This window comes from Rhodococcus sp. NPDC079359 (assembly GCF_040702585.1).
GTDB lineage: Bacteria > Actinomycetota > Actinomycetes > Mycobacteriales > Mycobacteriaceae > Rhodococcoides.
On sequence record NZ_JBFBLH010000006.1, the window covers coordinates 173741 to 193155 of the forward strand.

17 protein-coding genes are annotated in these 19415 nt (G+C 65.2%); 5 read left to right on the top strand and 12 right to left on the bottom strand.

Going from position 1 to position 19415, the window contains the following annotated elements; genetic code table 11:
• Positions 1-77: 77 nt before the first annotated feature.
• From AB0362_RS16300 to AB0362_RS16320, 5 genes are read right to left on the bottom strand one after another with little or no spacing between them, the layout of a single operon-like run.
• The gene (locus tag AB0362_RS16300) at positions 78-887 is read right to left on the bottom strand and encodes a CoA ester lyase (RefSeq protein ID WP_317784859.1); all 810 of its coding nucleotides are present in this window, start codon (positions 885-887) and stop codon (positions 78-80) included.
• Positions 884-1369 (bottom strand): MaoC family dehydratase, encoded by a 486-nt coding sequence (locus AB0362_RS16305; RefSeq protein WP_331712071.1) that lies wholly within the window; start codon positions 1367-1369, stop codon positions 884-886. Before AB0362_RS16305 ends, AB0362_RS16300 begins: the two co-directional genes overlap by 4 nt.
• The gene (locus AB0362_RS16310; RefSeq protein ID WP_366235888.1) at positions 1366-2532 is read right to left on the bottom strand and encodes an acyl-CoA dehydrogenase family protein; all 1167 of its coding nucleotides are present in this window, start codon (positions 2530-2532) and stop codon (positions 1366-1368) included. Before AB0362_RS16310 ends, AB0362_RS16305 begins: the two co-directional genes overlap by 4 nt.
• Positions 2529-4526, bottom strand: a complete 1998-nt coding sequence (locus AB0362_RS16315) for an acetyl/propionyl/methylcrotonyl-CoA carboxylase subunit alpha (protein WP_366235889.1) — start codon at positions 4524-4526, stop codon at positions 2529-2531. Before AB0362_RS16315 ends, AB0362_RS16310 begins: the two co-directional genes overlap by 4 nt.
• Before the next feature lie 5 nt (positions 4527-4531).
• Positions 4532-6109 carry a carboxyl transferase domain-containing protein gene (locus AB0362_RS16320; protein WP_366235890.1) on the bottom strand — a complete coding sequence of 526 codons (1578 nt, stop codon included), beginning with the start codon at positions 6107-6109 and terminating at the stop codon, positions 4532-4534.
• 91 nt (positions 6110-6200) lie between these two features.
• Between AB0362_RS16320 and AB0362_RS16325 the strand changes: the two genes are divergently transcribed.
• Positions 6201-6848 (top strand): TetR/AcrR family transcriptional regulator, encoded by a 648-nt coding sequence (locus AB0362_RS16325; protein ID WP_094687514.1) that lies wholly within the window; start codon positions 6201-6203, stop codon positions 6846-6848.
• A gap of 8 nt (positions 6849-6856) precedes the next feature.
• On the opposite strand, the gene AB0362_RS16330 is transcribed toward AB0362_RS16325, so the two are convergent.
• Entirely contained in the window at positions 6857-7909 is a 1053-nt protein-coding gene (locus AB0362_RS16330; RefSeq protein ID WP_366235891.1) for a DUF3068 domain-containing protein, read from the bottom strand.
• A 200-nt stretch (positions 7910-8109) separates the two neighbouring features.
• On the opposite strand from AB0362_RS16330, the gene AB0362_RS16335 reads away from it, so the two are divergent.
• From AB0362_RS16335 to AB0362_RS16345, 3 genes are read left to right on the top strand one after another with little or no spacing between them, the layout of a single operon-like run.
• On the top strand, positions 8110-9471 hold the full coding sequence (locus AB0362_RS16335) for an MFS transporter (RefSeq protein ID WP_366235892.1): 1362 nt from the start codon (positions 8110-8112) through the stop codon (positions 9469-9471).
• Positions 9472-9499: 28 nt separating this feature from the next.
• Positions 9500-10624 (top strand): HoxN/HupN/NixA family nickel/cobalt transporter, encoded by a 1125-nt coding sequence (locus AB0362_RS16340; RefSeq protein ID WP_366235893.1) that lies wholly within the window; start codon positions 9500-9502, stop codon positions 10622-10624.
• 53 nt (positions 10625-10677) lie between these two features.
• Complete coding sequence (locus AB0362_RS16345) at positions 10678-11778, top strand: lipase family protein (protein ID WP_366235973.1); 1101 nt, start codon at positions 10678-10680, stop codon at positions 11776-11778.
• Here AB0362_RS16345 and AB0362_RS16350 read toward each other — a convergent pair.
• From AB0362_RS16350 to AB0362_RS16365, 4 genes are read right to left on the bottom strand one after another with little or no spacing between them, the layout of a single operon-like run.
• Positions 11775-12590 (bottom strand): SDR family oxidoreductase, encoded by an 816-nt coding sequence (locus tag AB0362_RS16350; protein WP_366235894.1) that lies wholly within the window; start codon positions 12588-12590, stop codon positions 11775-11777. The two genes, AB0362_RS16345 and AB0362_RS16350, sit on opposite strands and share 4 nt — an antisense overlap.
• Entirely contained in the window at positions 12587-14188 is a 1602-nt protein-coding gene (locus tag AB0362_RS16355; RefSeq protein ID WP_317784867.1) for a bifunctional 3-(3-hydroxy-phenyl)propionate/3-hydroxycinnamic acid hydroxylase, read from the bottom strand. Before AB0362_RS16355 ends, AB0362_RS16350 begins: the two co-directional genes overlap by 4 nt.
• Complete coding sequence (locus AB0362_RS16360; protein WP_317784868.1) at positions 14185-15120, bottom strand: fumarylacetoacetate hydrolase family protein; 936 nt, start codon at positions 15118-15120, stop codon at positions 14185-14187. The genes AB0362_RS16355 and AB0362_RS16360 overlap by 4 nt, the downstream gene beginning before the upstream one ends.
• Positions 15117-16250, bottom strand: a complete 1134-nt coding sequence (locus tag AB0362_RS16365; protein ID WP_366235895.1) for a VOC family protein — start codon at positions 16248-16250, stop codon at positions 15117-15119. Before AB0362_RS16365 ends, AB0362_RS16360 begins: the two co-directional genes overlap by 4 nt.
• 126 nt (positions 16251-16376) lie before the next feature.
• On the opposite strand from AB0362_RS16365, the gene AB0362_RS16370 reads away from it, so the two are divergent.
• Positions 16377-17030, top strand: a complete 654-nt coding sequence (locus AB0362_RS16370) for a TetR/AcrR family transcriptional regulator (protein WP_366235896.1) — start codon at positions 16377-16379, stop codon at positions 17028-17030.
• Between the two features lie 25 nt (positions 17031-17055).
• Here AB0362_RS16370 and AB0362_RS16375 read toward each other — a convergent pair whose 3' ends face one another.
• Entirely contained in the window at positions 17056-17889 is an 834-nt protein-coding gene (locus tag AB0362_RS16375) for an SDR family NAD(P)-dependent oxidoreductase (RefSeq protein WP_366235897.1), read from the bottom strand.
• On the bottom strand, positions 17886-19415 hold the full coding sequence (locus AB0362_RS16380; RefSeq protein ID WP_366235898.1) for an NAD(P)/FAD-dependent oxidoreductase: 1530 nt from the start codon (positions 19413-19415) through the stop codon (positions 17886-17888). The genes AB0362_RS16375 and AB0362_RS16380 overlap by 4 nt, the downstream gene beginning before the upstream one ends.

Below are 19415 nucleotides of genomic sequence, written 5' to 3' on the forward strand. Positions count from 1 at the left end.
GCCGTGCCTTTCGATACCGGTACTCCTGACCACCCACCGTACCGCGCCGGCAATTAACGGCGTCTGCAATTACCGGTCTACGACGGCCTGCGGGCGACGATGCGTCGAGCATGCGCGAGTACCGGAGCATCGACCATCTGGCCACGAAAGGTGAAGACGCCGCGGTTCTGGGCAACGGCGTCGAGCACGTCGGTGGCCCAGTCGAGTTCCTCGGCGGTGGGCGCATAGGCCTGGCGAACGACGGGGATGTGGCTTGGATGAATGGCCACTTTTCCGTCGAAGCCGATCGCCACGGCATCCTCGGACTCCGCGCGGACACCGTCGAGATCGGGGATGTCGAGGAACACCGAGTCCAACGCGAACACCCCACGTGCCTTGGCTGCGAGCAGCGTCTGCGACCGAACATGCTGCGCCACAGCACGATACTGTCCATTGGAATGCCTGCTCGAGTTGCCACCCATGGCGGCCACCAGATCCTCGGCACCCCACATGGCACCGATCGCATTGTCCGCGGCGAGGGCGTCGAACACCGTCATCGCGCCGAGCGGAGACTCGATCAGCGCGACGACATTCAGTGGAGCCAGCGCCGCAATCTGTTCGGCCGATTCACATTTGGGGAGCATCACGGTCGTGTACTCGGTCTGCTGCAACGCCGCGAGGTCCGCAGCCTGATCGTCCGTGCTGTGCGCGTTGACACGGACGATGGTGCGCGCCGGATCCAGTGGGGTCGACAGGACGGACTCACGAGCACCCGCCTTGTCCGCCGCCCCGACCGCATCCTCCAGGTCGAGGATGACGACATCTGCTCGTGCCGCTGCCTTCTCGTACCGCTCGGGGCGGTCTGCCGGGCAGAACAACCACGCGGGCCCCGGCGGAACCCAGGTCACGACGCCTCCTCCGGTGGTTGCATCCGGACGAGCGTCTTGCGGACGGCAATCGCGACGACGTCCCCGTGTTGGTTTCGACCGGTGTGCGTGAACGTCACGATGCCTTCGCCTGGGCGGGATTTCGATTCGCGCTTGTCCGAGATCACGGTCTCGGCGTAGAGGGTGTCTCCGTGGAACAGCGGCTTGGGGAACGACACCTCCGAGAAACCCAGGTTCGCCACGATGGTGCCCTGGGTCAACTGCGTCACCGACAGTCCGACGAGGGTGGAGACGGTGAACATCGAATTCACCAATCTCTGGCCGAACGCCGTTGTCTCGCTGTAGGCCGCGTCGAGGTGCAGGGCCTGCGTGTTCATCGTCTGCGTGGTGAACAGCGTGTTGTCGGCCTCGGTGATGGTGCGGCCGGGTCGGTGCTCGTAGACGGTGCCGAGTTCCATCTCCTCGAACCACAGGCCACGTTGGCGAATTCGTTTGTCGCTCACAGCCCCAGGCTCCGCGCGATCAGCATCAGCTGAACCTCGGTTGTACCCTCACCGATCTCGAGGATCTTGCTGTCGCGGTAGTGACGAGCGACGACGTACTCGTTCATGAAGCCGTAGCCGCCATGGATCTGCGTCGCATCGCGCGCATTGTCCATCGCGGCCTCGGAGGCGACGAGCTTGGCGATGGACGCAGCCTTCTTGAACGGCTTGCCCGCCAACATCAATGCCGCCGCGTCGTAGTACGCGGTTCGCGCGGTGTGAGCGCGGGCCTCCATGCGGGCGATCTTGAACGAGATCGCCTGATTGCGTGCGATCGGAGCCCCGAAGGCCTCACGCTCCTTGGCGTACTTGACGCTCTCGTCCACGCACCCCTGTGCGGCACCGACCGAGACGGCGGCGATCGCGATCCGGCCCTCGTCGAGGATGTGCAGGAAGTTCGCGTACCCGCGGCCTTCCTCGCCGAGCAGATTCTCCTGCGGCACGCGTACATCGGTGAAGCTGAGCGGGTGGGTGTCCGACGCGTTCCAGCCGACCTTGTTGTAGGCGGCCTCTGCGACGAATCCCGGGGTATCGGTGGGGACGAGGATCGACGAGATCTGCTTGCGCCCCGTCGCTTCGTCGACCCCCGTCACCGCGGTGACGGTGACGAGCTCGGTGATGTCGGTGCCCGAGTTGGTGATGAACTGCTTGCTGCCGTTGATGATCCAGTCACCACCGTCGCGCTTGGCGGTGGTCTTGGTGCCACCCGCGTCGCTGCCGGCACCGGGCTCGGTGAGACCGAATGCGGCCAGGGCCTTGCCTGCGGTGAGCTTGGGCAGCCACTGCTGCTTCTGTGCGTCGTTGCCGAATCGGTAGACGGGCATTGCGCCGAGCGAGACGCCGGCTTCCAGGGTCATCGCCACGCTCTGGTCGACCTTACCGAGCTCCTCGAGGGCCAGGCACAGCGCGAAGTAATCGCCGCCCATGCCGCCGAACTCCTCGGGAAACGGCAGGCCGAACAGGCCCATCTCCGCCATGCCGGCAACTACCTCGTACGGAAAGGAATGCTCGGCATCGTGTTTCGCCGATACCGGTGCCACGACGGTGCGGGTGAAGTCGGCAACGGATTTGACCAGCTGCTGGTACTCGTCGGGCAGATTCGCGGACGACAGATGATCGGTCATGATGGGTCCTGTTCGGTGTGGTTGGGGACGATTCGGGCGAGGACCTGGTCGACGCGGACCTGATCCCCCACTGCAACAGTCAGTTCGACGGTGCCGTCGATCGGGGTGGTGAGGGTGTGTTCCATCTTCATCGCCTCGACGACGACGATGGCCGTGCCCGCGCTGACGGCGCTGCCGGTGGTTGTTCCGATCGCGATGATCGAGCCCGGCATGGGCGAGAGGATCTCGGCATCGCCGGAGTGCGCGTCGTCCTCGCGGACGCTCGCCTCGGCGATCCGATCGACTCGCCAGGTGCCTCGGGAGCTGGAAATCCATGTTGCCGAGCCGCTTCGAGCGAAGGTCATCGATTCGCGTAGACCATCGAGCACCAGATCCACCGAATTCTCGGTGGCCGTTGCCCGCAGGGTGCGCGGCGATCCGTCGTCGACGACGACCGTTGCCGCGGCTGTCGTGCCGGTGATGGCTACGTGCGCCGTCCGACCTCCGGACGCGAGACGACGATGGAACGACGCGTGCGCGCCGACTCGCCAACCCGACGGTGCTGCCCAGATGTCCTGATCCGCGGTCTGCCACGCGTCGAGCCACTGCACTGCGGCGGCGGCGATCAGCGCCTCGTCGGTGGCCTCGGCGGCCACGAAATCCTCGACACGGCGGTCGAGCAGCCCGGTGTCGAGATTACCGGCACGAACATCGTTGTCGGCGAGCAGGAACCGAGCGAACTCGATGTTGGTGACGACCCCGAGTACTGCGGTGTCGGCCAGTGCACGATCGAGGCTGCGCAATGCGGTCGCGCGATCGGGGCCGTGCGCGATGACCTTGGACAGCATGGGGTCGTAGTTGCTGCCCACCTCCGTTCCGACGGCGAGACCGGAGTCGACGCGAATCCCCGGCGCAGAGGGCTCGCGCAATCCGACGACGGCACCGCCGGTGGGGAGGAATCCGCGGCCGGGGTCCTCGGCGTAGACGCGGGCCTCGATGGCGTGTCCGGTGAGCGTGATGTCGTCCTGCGCGAGAGTGAGGGGCTCGCCCGATGCCACCCGAACCTGCCACTCGACGAGGTCGAGACCGGTGACCATCTCGGTGACCGGGTGCTCGACCTGAAGACGAGTGTTCATCTCCATGAAGAAGAACTCGTCGGGGCGATCGGCCGAGACGATGAATTCGACTGTGCCGGCACCGGAGTAGTCGACACTGCGGGCAGTGTTGCAGGCGGCCTCGCCGATGCGTGCGCGGGTCGCTTCGTCGAGCAGGGGAGACGGAGCCTCCTCGATGACCTTCTGGTGCCTGCGCTGCAGACTGCATTCGCGTTCGCCGAGGTGGATGACATTGCCGTGTCCGTCGGCGAGGATCTGTACCTCGATGTGCCGGGGCCGCAACACGAATCGCTCGAGGAAGAGGGTGTCGTCTCCGAAGGACGAGGCCGCCTCCCGGCGAGCACTCGTCAACGCTGCAGGCAGATCCTCGGCACGCTCGACCAGACGCATACCCTTGCCGCCGCCACCGGCGGAGGGTTTGACGAGCACCGGGAATCCAACGTCCGGCGCGCCGGCGACGAGGTCGGCGTCGGTGAGGCCGGGGCGGGAGATTCCCGGAACGACGGGTACGCCGAATGCGCTGACGGCAGCCTTCGCGGCGATCTTGTCGCCCATCACTTCGATGGCTTTCGCCGGGGGCCCGAGGAATGCGATTCCGGCTTCGGCACAGGCGGTTGCGAACTCGGAGTTCTCGGAGAGGAATCCGTATCCGGGGTGAATGCCCTGAGCACCTGTGCTTTTCGCAGCCGCGATCACCTTGGCGGTGTCGAGGTAACTTTCGCGAGCGTTCGCGGGTCCGAGTCGGACGGCGGTGTCGGCCTCACGAACGTGCCGGGCATCGGCGTCGGCATCGCTGTACACGGCGACGGTGCGAATTCCCATGCGGCGCAGTGTTCGTGCCACCCGCACGGCGATCTCGCCGCGGTTGGCGATCAGAACTGTGTCGATCATCGTGGTCATATCTCTCACATCCTGAAAACGCCGTAGGAGACCGGCTCGAGCGGCGCGTTGGCGCACGCCGAGAGGGCCAGTCCGAGAACCTGCCTGGTATCGGCCGGGTCGATGATGCCGTCGTCCCACAGGCGGGCCGTCGAATAGTAAGGGTTGCCCTGACTTTCGTACTGGTCACGGATGGGAGCCTTGAACGATTCCTGGTCCTCGTCACTCCACGGCCGACCGGCAGCGTCGAGTTGTTCGCTGCGCACCGTGGCGAGCACCGATGCTGCTTGGTCGCCGCCCATCACCGAGATTCGCGCGTTGGGCCACATGAACAGAAAGCGTGGTGAATACGCTCTGCCGCACATCGAGTAGTTGCCCGCGCCGTAGGAACCGCCGATGACGACGGTGATCTTGGGGACGCGGGCACAGGCGACCGCGGTGACCATCTTCGCGCCGTGCTTGGCGATGCCACCTGCCTCGTAGTCGCGGCCGACCATGAAGCCGGAGATGTTCTGCAGGAAGACCAGCGGAATGCTGCGCTTGTCGCACAGTTCGATGAAATGCGCGCCCTTCATGGCAGATTCGGCGAACAGCACGCCGTTGTTGGCGACGATTCCGACGGGATGGCCGTGGACGTGCGCGAATCCGGTGACGAGCGTCTTGCCGTATTCGGCTTTGAACTCGTCGAATTCACCCGCGTCGACGACGCGGCCGATCACCTCACGCACGTCGTAGGGAGTGCGTGGGTCGGTGGGGACCACGTCGTAGAGATCGGTCTGGTCGGCTACCGGTGCGCGTGTGGGAAGGAGGTCCCAAGGCCGCGGAGTGCGAGGTCCGAGGGTGGAGACGATGCGGCGGACGCGGTGCAGCGCGTCTCGATCGTCCTCGGCCAGATGGTCGGTGACGCCGGAGATCTTCGAGTGCAGATCACCGCCGCCGAGTTCCTCTGCGGTGACGACCTCGCCGGTCGCGGCCTTCACCAGAGGCGGGCCGCCGAGGAAGATCGTGCCCTGATTCTTGACGATGATCGCTTCGTCGCTCATCGCGGGCACGTAGGCGCCGCCTGCCGTGCAGGAGCCCATGACGGCGGCGATCTGCGCAATTCCCTTGGCACTCATGGTTGCCTGGTTGAAGAAGATGCGGCCGAAGTGGTCGCGGTCGGGAAAGACCTCGTCCTGGCGCGGAAGGAATGCTCCGCCCGAGTCGACGAGGTAGATGCACGGCAGAGTGTTCTGCAATGCGATCTCCTGCGCGCGTAGGTGCTTCTTCACCGTCATCGGGTAGTAGGTGCCGCCCTTGACGGTGGCGTCGTTGGCGATGATGACGCATTCGCGACCGGAGACGCGGCCGATGCCGGCGATCACGCCTGCGCCGGGGCACTCGTCGTCGTAGAGGCCGTTGGCGGCCAACGGTGAGATTTCGAGGAAGGGGCTACCGGGGTCGAGAAGCTCGTCGACGCGGTCGCGGGGGAGGAGCTTGCCGCGGGCGATGTGCCGTTCCCGAGACTTCTCGCTCCCGCCGCGGGCAGCAGTGGCCAGCTTCTCTGCGAGCTCACTGGTGAGAAGCTCGTGATCTGCCCGGTTGGCAGCTGTGTCGATCGCCATGAGGTGCACGCCTTAAGGGGTTGGACGTCGGTGTCACGAAAGTTCAGTTAATCGTTGATAACTGACACGATAGTAAACTACGATTAACTGAGTGTCCAGAGTCGAGGAGGTGACGGTGCAGGAGTCGGAAGCGAAACCGACGACGGTGCGTGAGCAACGCAAGGCCGAGCGTCGGCAGCAGTTGCTGGGCGCTGCAGCATCGCTGTTCGCCGAACGCGGGTTCACCTCGGTGCGACTGGAGGATCTGGGCGCGGCCGTCGGTGTCAGCGGACCGGCCGTCTACCGGCACTTCCCCAACAAGGAGGCCGTGCTCGTCGAGTTGATGGTCGGGATTTCGGAGTATCTGCTCGACGGTGGCCGTGCGGTGGTCGATCGTGGTGAGGTTGCCGCGGACACCGTGTCCGCGTTGGTCGAGTTCCACCTCGACTTCGCCTTCGATACACCGGCATTCATCAGAATCCAGGATCGCGACCTGCAGAGTCTTCCGGAGGGCGCTCGACGCAAGGTGCGCCGAATGCAGCGCGAGTACGTGGAACTGTGGGTCGAGGTGTTGTGTGCCGTCGACCCGGAATTGAACGAGTCCGACGCCCGGACCACGGCGCACGCGGTCTTCGGTCTGATCAACTCGACGCCCTACAGTGCGGGGCGTACTCCGTCGAAGAACGCTCGTCCGGTGCTGCGGGCAATGGCGCTGGGGGCGTTGGGGGTTGCTGCGCCGAGCCGCACAGCATCGACCTGAGCGTCCACCTACACCGACGCGCGCTCGGCTTGCTCAGCCTGTCGGCGGGTGGGCTCGGGCGGACGAGCGAGACGGGATCCGATCACTCCGGCGGCAACGGCACCGACGAGGCACACTCCACCGACCGCGTATCCCAGGAGCGGTCCCCGGGTGGTCACCCAGGCCAACTTGTTGGCCGCGTCGCGTGCCGAGGCCACCTGCTCGAGCCGGCCCGTCTCGACCAGGGCGAGTGAGGCCTTGAAGATCGTCACCTCGGGGACCTTCGGATCTCTCGCGAAGTACTGGTACGGCGTTTCCTGTCCCCACACCAGGCTCCCGCTCGTGGGCTCGACGTAGATGTCGCGCACGTTCGAGTACCAGCGCTTCATCGTGATCGGCTCGTCCCCGTCGCCCAATCCCCACTTCGATGCCGGGAGGGTCACCGAGTTGATCGGCGACTGCGTGGTGGTCGAGAGGTCGGCCTCGGTCACGGTCGATCGGAAGTGATAGATCGTCAGCCCCTCCATGGTGAGCTCCTCGACGAAGTTCGCCTCGAAGCTCGTCCACGCAGTCGCGTCGTAGACCGTGTACGTGATCGGCTGGGTATCGAAGGGAAAGCGATGCTGTAAGCCTGTGCGCGGCAATGGAATGGCCGGCGAGTCGAGTGTGGTCTGCAAGGATCCGGCGGGTTCGACGGGTAGTCCGGTGCGCCGGTCGCTCGTCACGCGATCCACCGAGGCGGTGAGCAGGCCCGCGTCACCGTCGCGGTCGGCCCGTCTCACGGTCGCTCCCACCTGGAAGGTGACGCGGTCTGCGTCGGAGGGATCCTCGACGGTGATGTACCGCTGGAGAACGAGGGGTACATCCGTCGCGATGGAGAGAGGGCCGGGTCCGGTGATCGTCGTCGAGTCGAGGACCTCACCGCCCGCACCGTCTGCGGTGGTGGCCACCGTGGTGGCGTCGATGTCGAGTGGAGTCACCGCCAGGCGGTCGTACACGAGGGTGGGCAGAAGTAGAGCGACGACGATCGCGAAGGATCCCAGCCCCGCGAGCAAGCACATCGCGATTCTCACCCGTGACATGAACACCGTCCCAATTCTTTTCGTTTCCGGCCGTCTCATCCTGCCGTGGCGAGAGCCCCGAATGTCCGCTTCCGCGTTGTGACCTGTCAGCATGTTCGTGGGAATTTACAGAGACATCAACCGATGTTGAGAATTTCCGAAAAGGTGCACACTGAGGTCACTCGTCATTTGCCGCACAACGCTGAATCGGGGGACGACACATGGCGACCGGTATCGATCGAGGCACGACGGTCGATCGCGGCAGTCGTTGGCGAACCATCGGGACGTTGCGAACCGGGCCCGGTTCTGCAGTCCTACCGTTCGGCTGGGGACCGGCGATCGTGTTGGTGCTCGTGGCCTTCGTGGACCGTATCGAATTCAGCCTCGTGGCCGCGGTTCTTCCTCAGCTGCAGGACGAATGGGGTTTCGGCGACGCGGTGGCGGGATCGCTGCCCAGTGCGTCCGCGATCGCCGCGGGTGTCCTCGCGATACCGGCTGCATACCTCGCCGACCGTCACGATCGCGGCAGGATCGTGACCTGGGTCGTCGTTCTGTGGTCTCTGGCAACTCTCGGTTCGGCGCTGGCACCCACTTTCCTAGTCTTCTACCTCGTGCGGGTCGGTCTTGCCGCCGCGGAGGCCGTGGACAACCCGGCGAGTGCGAGCCTTCTTGCCGACTTCTACCCGCCTGCAACGCGATCCACCGCGTTCGGTTGGTGGCGAACCTCGGCGTACCTGGGCGGGGCGGGCATAGTCCTGGGTGGTGTGCTGGCGGACTGGCTGGGTTGGCGCGGGGCGTTCATGGTCATGACGATCCCGGGACTGGTTGTCGCAGTTCTCGTCTCGCGTCTGAAAGAGCCCGAACGCGGATACGCAGACCGGCTGGCGGCCCGCGCAGACCCGAATGCGCAGACTCCTACGCCGTCCGGACCGCTTGCCACCCAGCTCCGCCGACTGCTGCCCATCCGAACGCTGTGGTTCACCGGCGCTGCTCTGACGGTCATGAGTCTGTCGATCGGTGGTCTGACCTTCTGGCTGCCGAGCCTGCTGCAACGCCGGTACGGCCTGTCCGAATCGGCCGCCGCGACGGCGGGCGGGGGAATGACACTGCTGGGAATCGTGTTCGGCACGCTCGTCGCGGCGATGGCAACCCGTCGAGCCGTCGTCGGCACCAGCCTCGCGCAGTGGCGAGTACTGCTGGGCGGTAGCGGAATTCTGGTGGGAAGTGTGTTCATGTCGATCGCGCTCGGCATGAACTCCACGATGATGTTCGTCGTTCTGCTCACCGTGTTCGCCTTCTTCTCGGCCTTCGCCCTTCCCACGCTCACCGCCTGTGTCGCCGATGTGGTTCCGGCACGCGATCGGGGTCTCGGATTCGGCATGCTGCAGATCGCCGCGACCGCGGGCGGTGCCGTCGGGCCGCTCATGGTCGGTGTGGTGTCCGACGCGGCGGATTCACTCACCGTCGGCCTGATTCCGCTTCTTCCGCTGCTGGCGATCGGGGGAGTGTTCGCCCTCTTGGCCTACTGGTCCGTGGAACGCGACTCGACGCGCGTCCTGGCCGAGGCTGCGCGGGAAGAGTAATTCGTTGTCGTCGGTCACAATGTTCTTCATGACGAGTGAGCTATCGCGCGCCGAGGTCGGCCGGCGGCAGAGTCGATTCACTCCCGACGAGATCCCCCGCCTGCTGGCCATGGCCGGAGTCGTGGCTGCTCTGCACGTGATCGGGTGGGGATTGTTCAGCCACTACAACTCCATTCCGAGTATCCACAACCTCACCGGAGCGGACGGCACGCTGGTCTACGCCGGAGCCGGCGTGCTGGCGTACACCCTCGGGCTCAGGCACGCCTTCGACGCCGATCACATCGCCGCCATCGACGACACCACCCGCTTTCTACTGCAGAAAGGCAAGCGGCCGTTGGCCGTCGGGCTGTTCTTCTCACTCGGACACTCGACCGTCGTATTCGTCTTCGTCGCCGCCATCGCGTTCGTGGCCTCGCAGGCGACGGCGTTCCAGGACGCGTTCGCCGGAGTCGGCGGCATCATCGGCACGCTGGTGTCCGGAACGTTCCTGTATCTCATCGCGGCGTTGAACATCGCAGTGCTCGCCGGAATCGTCGGAGTGTGGCGACGCGCGAAACGAGGTGAGTTCACCGAAGCCGGACTCGACGAGTTGCTGGCCAAGCGCGGGCTGATGAACCGATTGTTCCGGGGTCGCTACGACAAGCTGATCGACCACTCGTGGCAGATGTACCCGCTGGGTCTGCTGTTCGGGCTGGGATTCGATACCGCCACCCAGGTCGGTCTGCTCGCGGTCGCAGGCACGACGGCCATGGCAGGCGGACTTCCGCCGATGGCGATCATCGCCCTGCCGGTTCTGTTCGCCGCGGGCATGACCACCATGGACACCATCGACGGCATCTTCATGTCCAAGGCGTACGGCTGGGCATTCGTGACCCCGGTGCGCAAGATCTACTACAACATGACGATGACGGGACTGTCCGTCTTCGTTGCTCTGGTGATCGGCACGGTGCAACTCTTGACCCTGCTCGCCGAGCAGTACGAGCTGACCGGCGGACTGTGGGACGCGCTGGCCGTCGTCGATCTGAATCTGGCCGGCCAACTCGTCGTCGGCACGTTCTTCGTCGTGTGGATCGGAGCGGTCGTGTATTACAAGGTGGCGCGCATCGACGAACGCGGTGGCTTCACACACTCGAACGAAATGGAGAACCAGTGACCTCTCGGCGTCGGATCGGTGTCCTCGCAGTTGCCGCGGCGCTCGCGTCGAGCATGGCGACGGCGCTGCTGGCCGTACCTGCTTCCGCTGCACCGGCTATCACTCAGGAGATCGGTGACGTCGTCTCGACTCGCGATCTGGACCGAAACCTCTGGATTCCCGGCGCGGCCTCGGCCGAGGTGCTCACTTACGTCACCACCGACACCTTCGGTGAGAAGGCTCTGAGCACCGGCACCGTCTTCCTACCGCCCGGAACTGCGCCGGAGGGTGGCTGGCCGGTGATCTCGTGGGCCCACGGCACTTCCGGGCTCGGCGACGCGTGTGCGCCGTCTCTGATCGGTCCGACGTACGCCGAGCGGGATCTTCCGTACCTGGCGAACTGGCTTGCGCAGGGCTACGCCGTCGTCGCCAGTGACTATGCCGGCCTCGGAACACCCGGATTGCCAACGTATCTCGACGGTCGAACCACGGCGCACAACGTGGTCGACATGGTCAAGGCGGGCCGCAACTACAGCGAGGACCTCTCGCGATCCTGGGTGGCCGTCGGCCAATCGCAGGGCGGTGGCGCTGCGATCTACACCGCTCGGTACGCGACCGAGTTCGGCGGCCCCGATCTCGACTACCGCGGTGCCGTCGGAACCGGAACTCCCGCGTACATCGAGAAGTTGATCTCGATCGGTGGACCGGGCGTACCGCCGGTGGCACTACCGTCGGGCCTGACCGCCTACGTCGCGTACATCGGCGCGTCGCTGCGCTACGCGCATCCCGAGCTCGGGCTGGACGACATCCTGACTCCGCTCGGGAAGAAGTACGCAGACCTGGCCGAGACGACGTGCGTATCGGATTTCGAGGCACAACTCGACGGTGTGACGATCGGTGACTTCTTCACGGCACCACTGACCGGTCTGCCGAACTTCACCGCCGTCCTCGACGATTACATGGCGATGCCCGAAACAGGTTTCGACAAGCCGTTCTTCATGGGAAACGGCCTGCAGGACATCGACGTTCCGTTCCCGACCACCGCCGCCTACGTCGCCCGTCTGACGGCCAACGGTCAGCCGGTGACGTTCAGGGCCTACGACACCGACCACAGTGGAGCCTTCGTTCAGTCGCAGGCCGATACGATTCCGTTCGTCGCGAACCTGTTTCGCTAGTTCACCGGTCGCTTGCTGGGCAGTCCGTAGGCGCGGGCGGTGAACAGTTCGAGCACCGTGCGCGGTAGCAATCGCTGGGCGAGGAACACCGCCGGAGCATTGCTGCCGACCGCGTAGATGGGCAGCGTCTTCTTGTCCTCGACGGCTTTGAGGACGGTGAGAGCTACGGTCTCGGCCGTGATTCCCTCGGCCTCTTTGGCGTCGAGCTGCGAGATCACCGTGGTGAAGTCGCGGAGGTACGGCGAATGCGGGCCGCAGTACTTGGTTCGACGGGCCGAGAGCCCGGTGGCGATGGAGCCGGGTTCGACTGTGGTGATGTCGATTCCGTAGGGCTTGAGCTCGTAGCGCGCGGCAGTGGCAAAACCCTTGATCGCAGCCTTGGTGGCGGCGTACGACGAGCGGTAGGCCAGCGGAAAGCTCGCGAGCATCGACCCGATGTTGACGATCTTTCCGCTGCCACGATCTCGCATGCCCGGCAGCACGGCCTGGGTCAACTCGATCGCGCCGAAGACGTTGAGCTGGAAGAGCCGGGTGATCGCCTCGATGGGCAGCTCTTCGATTGGGCCGCACTGGCTTTCGCCTGCGTTGTTGATCAGCACATCCACCGGGGTGTCGGCGATGCCGTCCACGAACCCGCGGAGCGATGCCGGGTTCGTCAGATCCAGGTCGCGGTAGTCGACGCCGGGTATCGGGTTCGCCACCGAGGAGTTGTCGCGGCTCGTTCCGATGACGTGGTAACCGCGAGAGATCAGAACCTCGGCGACGGCCTCGCCGATTCCGGACGTCGCTCCGGTGACTATTGCAGTGTTCATCTACGCCTCTTGTTCACGGTGCGGGTAGGTGCCGGTTTCGTCGCGACAGGTGCCGGGCATTCTGTCCCGCGAAAAGCTGTGGTCGGCACTTTGGTGTGCAGGGACGGCACCGAGGTGCCCGAGGCCATGACCGTGCGGTCCGGTCGCACGATGGCGGCGACAGCGTGGCCGCGGCGCAGCCAGCCCCCCAGCTCCGACGACGCCGCAACCTCGACGACGACGGCTCCGCGGCGTTCGATCTCTCGACGGTGCCCGATGGCCAGGGGTGTCGACGAGACGAACAGGAACCGGCCCGGTGCGAGGTCGTCCAGACGAGCTCCGCCGTCCAACGGGCTGTTGGGGCAGAGCTTTCCGGCCAGTGTGCGAACCGGAACGGGTGAACGCAGCACGTACTGCGATCGAGCGAGTGGCGGGGTGGTGCTGGCGGTGACCTTCTCTCCGATGAACGGCAGATAGCCGAGGGCGGGTGCGATGTTCGCGCGCATGATGCCGGTGAGCCGGCTGCCTCCGGTCATGGCCCATCCGATCGCGACTGCCAACTCGATCATCTGCTTGGCGTGCGTCTTTCGTTCTGTCTCGTAGCTGTCGAGCGAGGTCTCCTTCAGATGCCCGTCGAGCACGCCGACGAGTTTCCAGACCAGATTGCGCGCATCTCGGAGCCCCGCGCCCATCCCCTGCCCGATGAAGGGCGGCGTCAGATGCGCGCAGTCGCCGAGCAGGAACACCCGGCGATCACGCCACCGGTCGACCACCTGTGCACGAAAGGTGTACTCCGCGCTGCGAATCAGCTTCATGTCCGGGATCTCGCCGGAAACGAACCACGGTGCGATGAAAGGGTGGATGGCCGAGAGATCGGTGAACTCGTCGAGGGTCTCGCCGTCGAGCATCCGGAACTCCCAGCGGTAGCGGGTGGGGCCGATGCGCATGTACGTCGCCGATCGCTCGGAATCGCACACCTGGTGCACGCCATCCCACTGCTCGAGATCGACGTCGGTCTCGATGTCCACGACCAACCATCGCTGCTCGAAACCGAGATCCTCCATTTTCGAGCCGATGGACCTGCGCACCACACTGTTGGCACCGTCGCAGCCGAGGACGTAGTCGGCGGTCACCCAATGTGGCGTCCCGTCCTCGGTCGAGTCGTACCGGACCCGAACCGAATCCGTCAGGTTCTGCACATCTGTGATCTCGCATCCGCCACGCATCTGCACGGAGTCGTAACGCGTGATGTGGGAACGCATCAGACGCTCGAGTTCGGGTTGATCGAACATGTTGGCCTGTGGGTAGCCGTGCGGTCGATCGTCGGGATCGCGCTCGAACTCGGCCAGGGTTCGAATGTCCCTGGTGCACAACCTCAGTCCGCGACCGGGACGCGAGATGGCCGCGAAGTCCTCGGCCAGGCCCAGATCGCCGAGGATGCGGTACACCTCGTCGTCGAGATGAACTGCCCGCGGCTGCGGGTAGACGTCTTCCCACCTGTCCAGCACGAGGCACGGCACGCCGTACCGGCCCAGCAACAACGCAGCGGTCATGCCCGTCGGACCGGCTCCGACGATCACCACTGGAAAGTGCGTGCCGTCGGACTCGGTACCGGTCATCGGTAGGAGACCCGGGTGCGCTGGACTCCCAGATCGAGGGCTCCGTCGGGAGTCGAGCAGGTCAGTTCGAGTACGTCGCCGTCTTTCAGGAACGCGGGATTCTTGGCCTGCTTCTTGAAGAAGACCTTCCACTTGACCGACGGAGGAACCAACGATCCGATCATCTCGATCGGCTTGGCGGGGGCCTTCAATGCGGTGCCGCCAGGAGTACCGGTGAGCAGCAGGTCGCCTGCGTCGAGGCGCTGGAACTTGCTCAGGGCCTTGAGTGACTCGACCGGGCGGAAGATCATGTCGGCGACCGTACTGTCCTGTCGCACAGAGCCGTTGACCCGCAGGGTGAGGGCGAGTTCGCCGAACCGGTCGAACTCGCCGGCCTCCAGAAGGACCAGGCGCGGCCCGACCGGAGTGAATGTGGGATACGACTTGCCCTCGTAGAACTGAGTCTTCGGCAACTGGACGTCGCGGGCAGAGACGTCGTTGGTGAGCACGAGGCCGGCGACGTACTCGGCCACGTTGGAGGCGTCGACCTTGGTTCCGACGGTGAGCGTCTTGCCGAACACGAGTCCGATCTCGATCTCGTAGTCGAGCAGTTTCACGTGCGGCGGCTTGACGACGTCGTCGGTGGGTCCGCTGATGGAACCGGAGGTCTTGCGAAAGAACGTCAGCGGAACGGTGTCGGGGTTCATCCCCGAGTCCTTGACGTGGGAGACGTAGTTGGTCATGTTCGCCATGACGCGGCAGGGCGCCGTCACGGGCGAGATCAACGACAGTGTTTCCACGGCAACGACATCGGTTGCGCTGCGAGCGGATTCGATGGCAGGCCGATCGGCGAGGAGCTCGGCGGTGCTCACCGCCGAGGTGTCGATGCGTGACGCGCCCGCGGGGGTTTCGACCCACCAGGCGTCGGCGGTGCGGAGTACAGCGATGCTCATGAGGATGCCACTTTCATCAGGCCGCGAAGGCGATCGGTGTCGAACTCGTTGTCGTTGCGCAGTGAGGAGAAGATCGATTTCAGTTCGTGCAATGACGCTCTGCTGGGGGCGATTCCGAGGAAGTCTTTCGACGCGGGCGGCCCCCACTGGGCCAAACCGGACGCCGTCATCGGGGCCCAGCCGGGTTCGAGGGAGTTGTCGAACATGTCGCCGTCGCTGAAATGTTCCACCAGGAAACCGTCGGGATCACGCCAGTAGTCGAAGATCTGGCTGCCCTGGATGTGCCTGCCGATACCCCACGAATGCCGGTACCCGCGTTGGGTCAGGTACTCGCCGCCCGCGGCGATGGCATCGAGATCCGACACCTGGTAGGCGGAGTGCACATACCGGTTGGACGGGCCGAGAGTCATTGCGAGAGTGTGATGATCGGACGGAGTGTTGCCGCGATCGCAGCGGATGAAACTCATCACCGGACCGCGATCACGCTGACCGTCGTAGTAGAGGAAGTCGCTGACGATCAGGCCGAGGTGATGCAGGTACCAGTCCAGGTTCTCGAGGTAACCGGTGCGCTGGAGCACCACGTGTCCCAGGCGCTGGACTCGGGCGGGCTGACGCGGTGGCCGCTGCGTCGCGTTGAGTCGAAAGCGCGGATCACCGAAGTTGTAGGTGTGCGCTTCCTGACCGGGAAGTTCGGGATGCTCGGTGTATCCGGACACCACCTGGACGGGCTGCCCGCCCGGATCGGTGAGCGTGACCGCGACACCGCCGAGTGTCTCGGGGAGCCGTTGGACCCGCTGCCCGGTGGCCTCGGCCAATCTCATGAGGTCGCCGTCGTCGGCGGCGGCGAAGGCTGCGCCCACGAAGCGTGTTCGCTTGCCGCGGCGGATGATCACACACGGTGCGCCGACCTGCGTGCCGCGCAGATGGATCTCCTCCGGAGTGCGATGCGAGACGGTGAATCCGAAGGCTACAGCGAACGCCTCGGCCTTGGTCAGATCCGGCTTGCGAAACTCCAGCCAGGCGATGTCTCGAACCTTGATGATCGGATCTTTCGCGCGACCGGGGTGCTCGCCGGGGAGTGCGCCCTGGTCCACGTGCATGTCCTTGTGGCCGTCGACGTCGTGTCCCATGAAGCCCTCCCTCGTTGGTGACAATATCGTCACCTATGACAGCACTGTCAGTCAAGATTATTGACAAATTCGTCAGCGGTGAGGAAGAGTCAGGGCGTCGACCAGCGGCAGACAGAAGTAGGGAACATGACGGAGACCCCGAATCGGCTCGAGCGGCGCAAAGCGCGCACGCGCGGCGCGCTGATCGCAGCGGCGCAAGGATTCATCGCCCGCGGCGAACTGAACGCTCCGATCGCGGAGATCACCCAGGCCGCCGACGTCGGGATGGGGTCCTTCTACAACCACTTCGTCAGCCGCGAGCAACTGTTCCAGGCCGCGGTCGACGGTGCGCTGGAACTGCTGGGAAACTATCTCGATTCGTTGACCGACAGCTCGGCCGACCCGGCGGAAGCCTTCACCCGGTCCTTCCGAATCGCAGGTCGTCTGTTCCGGTTGCAGCCGGAACTGAGCCGCGTACTCATCCACTCCGGCCCAGAACTGATCACCTCACCACACGGTCTCGGTCCGCGCGCCGCGCGAGACATCGAGGCCGGAGTCGTCGCCGGCTACTTCCGCGTCCCGGACATCCAGCTGTCGCTGGCGTTGGTCGCGGGCGCATTGCTGGGCATGGGGCAGCTACTGCTCGAGCAACCCGAGCGCAGCGACGTCGAGTCCGTCGACCGGATGGCCTACGGCGTTCTGCTCGCTCTTGGAGTATCCGACACCGACGCACGCGACCTGTGCGCGCGATCGCTACCGCCCATGAGTGACGTACCCAGCGTGGACGGGGACAGCGACTAGCAGCCAGTGCACGCGCTGGCGAGACTCAGCGTGCGTGCGTCTTCTCCAGATCCCGGATGATCTCGGCGATCGCGCGGTCCTTGACGAGTCTGCGTTCCAGAATCGGGTTGAGAACTCCGCGGAACCAGAAGTACGGCGTCCAGGTGGACGGCGCGATGAGTCGGGCCCGACGCGTGCGGACCGAGTGCACGAGCAACTCCGCGGCGCGTTGCGAGGGCAGACGCCGGTTCAGCGGCCACGGTAGGAACCCGCCGATCCGCCGGCCCATCGGATCGCTGTCGAGGGTGTTGCGGGCCAGATCGGTATCCACCACACCGAAGTACGCGAGACCCGCTGTTGCGCCCACGGCGGCGAGTTCGATTCTCAGGGCGCGGCCGAGCTGTTCGACGGCCGCTTTGCTGACCATGTAGGCAGACCCGCCCATACCAGGAGTGAAGGCGGCGCACGACGACACCAGCAGAATGTGGCCGCCGCTCGCCACGATCTCGTCGGCCGCAGCGCGCACGATGTTGAGCACACCGCCGAAGTTCACAGCCATCACCGCGTCGAAGACCGCGCGGTCGATGGTCCTGATGGTGGCGGGCGGGGGCGTGATGCCGGCGTTGGCGATGACGATGTCGAGACGGCCGAACGTGCTGACCGTCGCGGCGACGCAGTCCGCCATCGCATCGGGATCGGTGACGTCGCCGGTGAGCAGCAGGATTCGTCCGGAAGACGCGGCGTCCGCCGGGAAGTCTCGATCGACCACAGCCACGGAGGCTCCCGCGGATACCAATTCCGCGACCGTCGCGGCCCCGATTCCACGCGCTCCACCGGTCACCAACGCCACCTTCCCGGTTAGGTCGATTCGGTTCTTCATGCGAGGTCCTTCGTCGTCACGAGCTCGGTATCGGCCGGGGAATCCACACTGCGCCAGTGGTAGTGGCCGAGATCGATCGTGGACATACGCTGGGTGAAGTTGCGCACCGAACCGGGCCAGTACGTCACGTTTCGACCCGACGGGCTCAGGTAGTAGCTGCTGCACCCGCCGGAGTTCCACACCGATCCCGCGAGCGTGCGGTCGGTGTGTTCGACGAACGTCGACTGCGCGCGCATGCTCACTTCGAGCGCCGTGATCGCGTTGGAGTCCATGGCGCGCAACGCCGCGAGGATGTAGTTCACCTGCGCTTCGATGGTGACCACCTGCGAGGTGTACACCACCGAGTTGGGGCCGAGCAGCATGAAGAAGTTCGGGAAGCCGTGCACCGTGGTACCCCGGTACGACGACATCTCGCCGTCGGGCCACCTGTCCGCCAACGACTTTCCGTCGCGGCCGACGATGCGCCGGAAGCCGGTGTGGCCGGACACGGTGAATCCCGTCCCGAGGACGATCGCGTCCACCTCGTGCACGGTCCCGTCGGTGGTGACGATGCCCTCGGGCACGATCCGAGCGATGCCGGTGGTCTCGACGGTGACGTTCTCTCGGCACAGTGCGGGATAGAACTTGTTCGAGAAGGTGGGTCGCTTACAGCCGAATTCGTAATCGGGCGTCAGCTTCTCGCGAAGAACAGGATCTTTGACCTGACGACGCAGGTGGGCACGCCCCATGGCCGTGAGCGGTGCCAGCAACGAGCGATGGCCGATGAGTCCGGGGACCAACGCTTCCTGGAACAGATCGAACACCCGGCGCATGGCCCGCTGGGCCCGGGGGTACTTCCGAAGCACGGACCTGCCGGATTCGGAGATCGGCCGGTCGGGGTGCGGAAGAATCCATGTCGGCGTCCGCTGGAACAGAGTCAGGTGCGCGGCCTCGGGGGCCAGGCGCGGAACGAACTGCACCGCAGATGCTCCGGTGCCGATGACGGCGATGCGTCGACCCTCGGCGGAGAGCTCGTGGTCCCACTTCGCCGAGTGGAACACTCTGCCCGAGAACGATTCCAGGCCTTCGATTCTGGGCGTGGCCGGTTCGCTGAACGGCCCGAGGGCTCCGATGAGGATGCGCGCCGACCACGTTCCTGCATTCGTCCGCACCACCCACCGGGCCTGCTCGTCGTTCCAGGTTGCGTCCAGTACCTCGTGTCCGAAGCGGATGCGATCCCTGATCCCGAACCTGTCGGTGCAATCGTTGAGGTATGCCTCGATCTCGGGCTGCAGCGGGTACAACCGCGTCCAGTCCGGGTTGGGCGCGAACGAGAAGGAGTACAGGGCGGACGGGATGTCGCACTGCGCACCGGGATAGGTGTTCACGTGCCACGTTCCACCGACGGCGGTGTCGCGCTCGAAGATCAGAAAGTCACCGCGGCCCTCCTGCTCGAGTCGGATTGCGGCACCGAGACCGCCGAAACCCGCGCCGATGATCGCGACGTCGATGTGCGGCATGGCCGTGCCGGATTGTGTTGCAGTCAT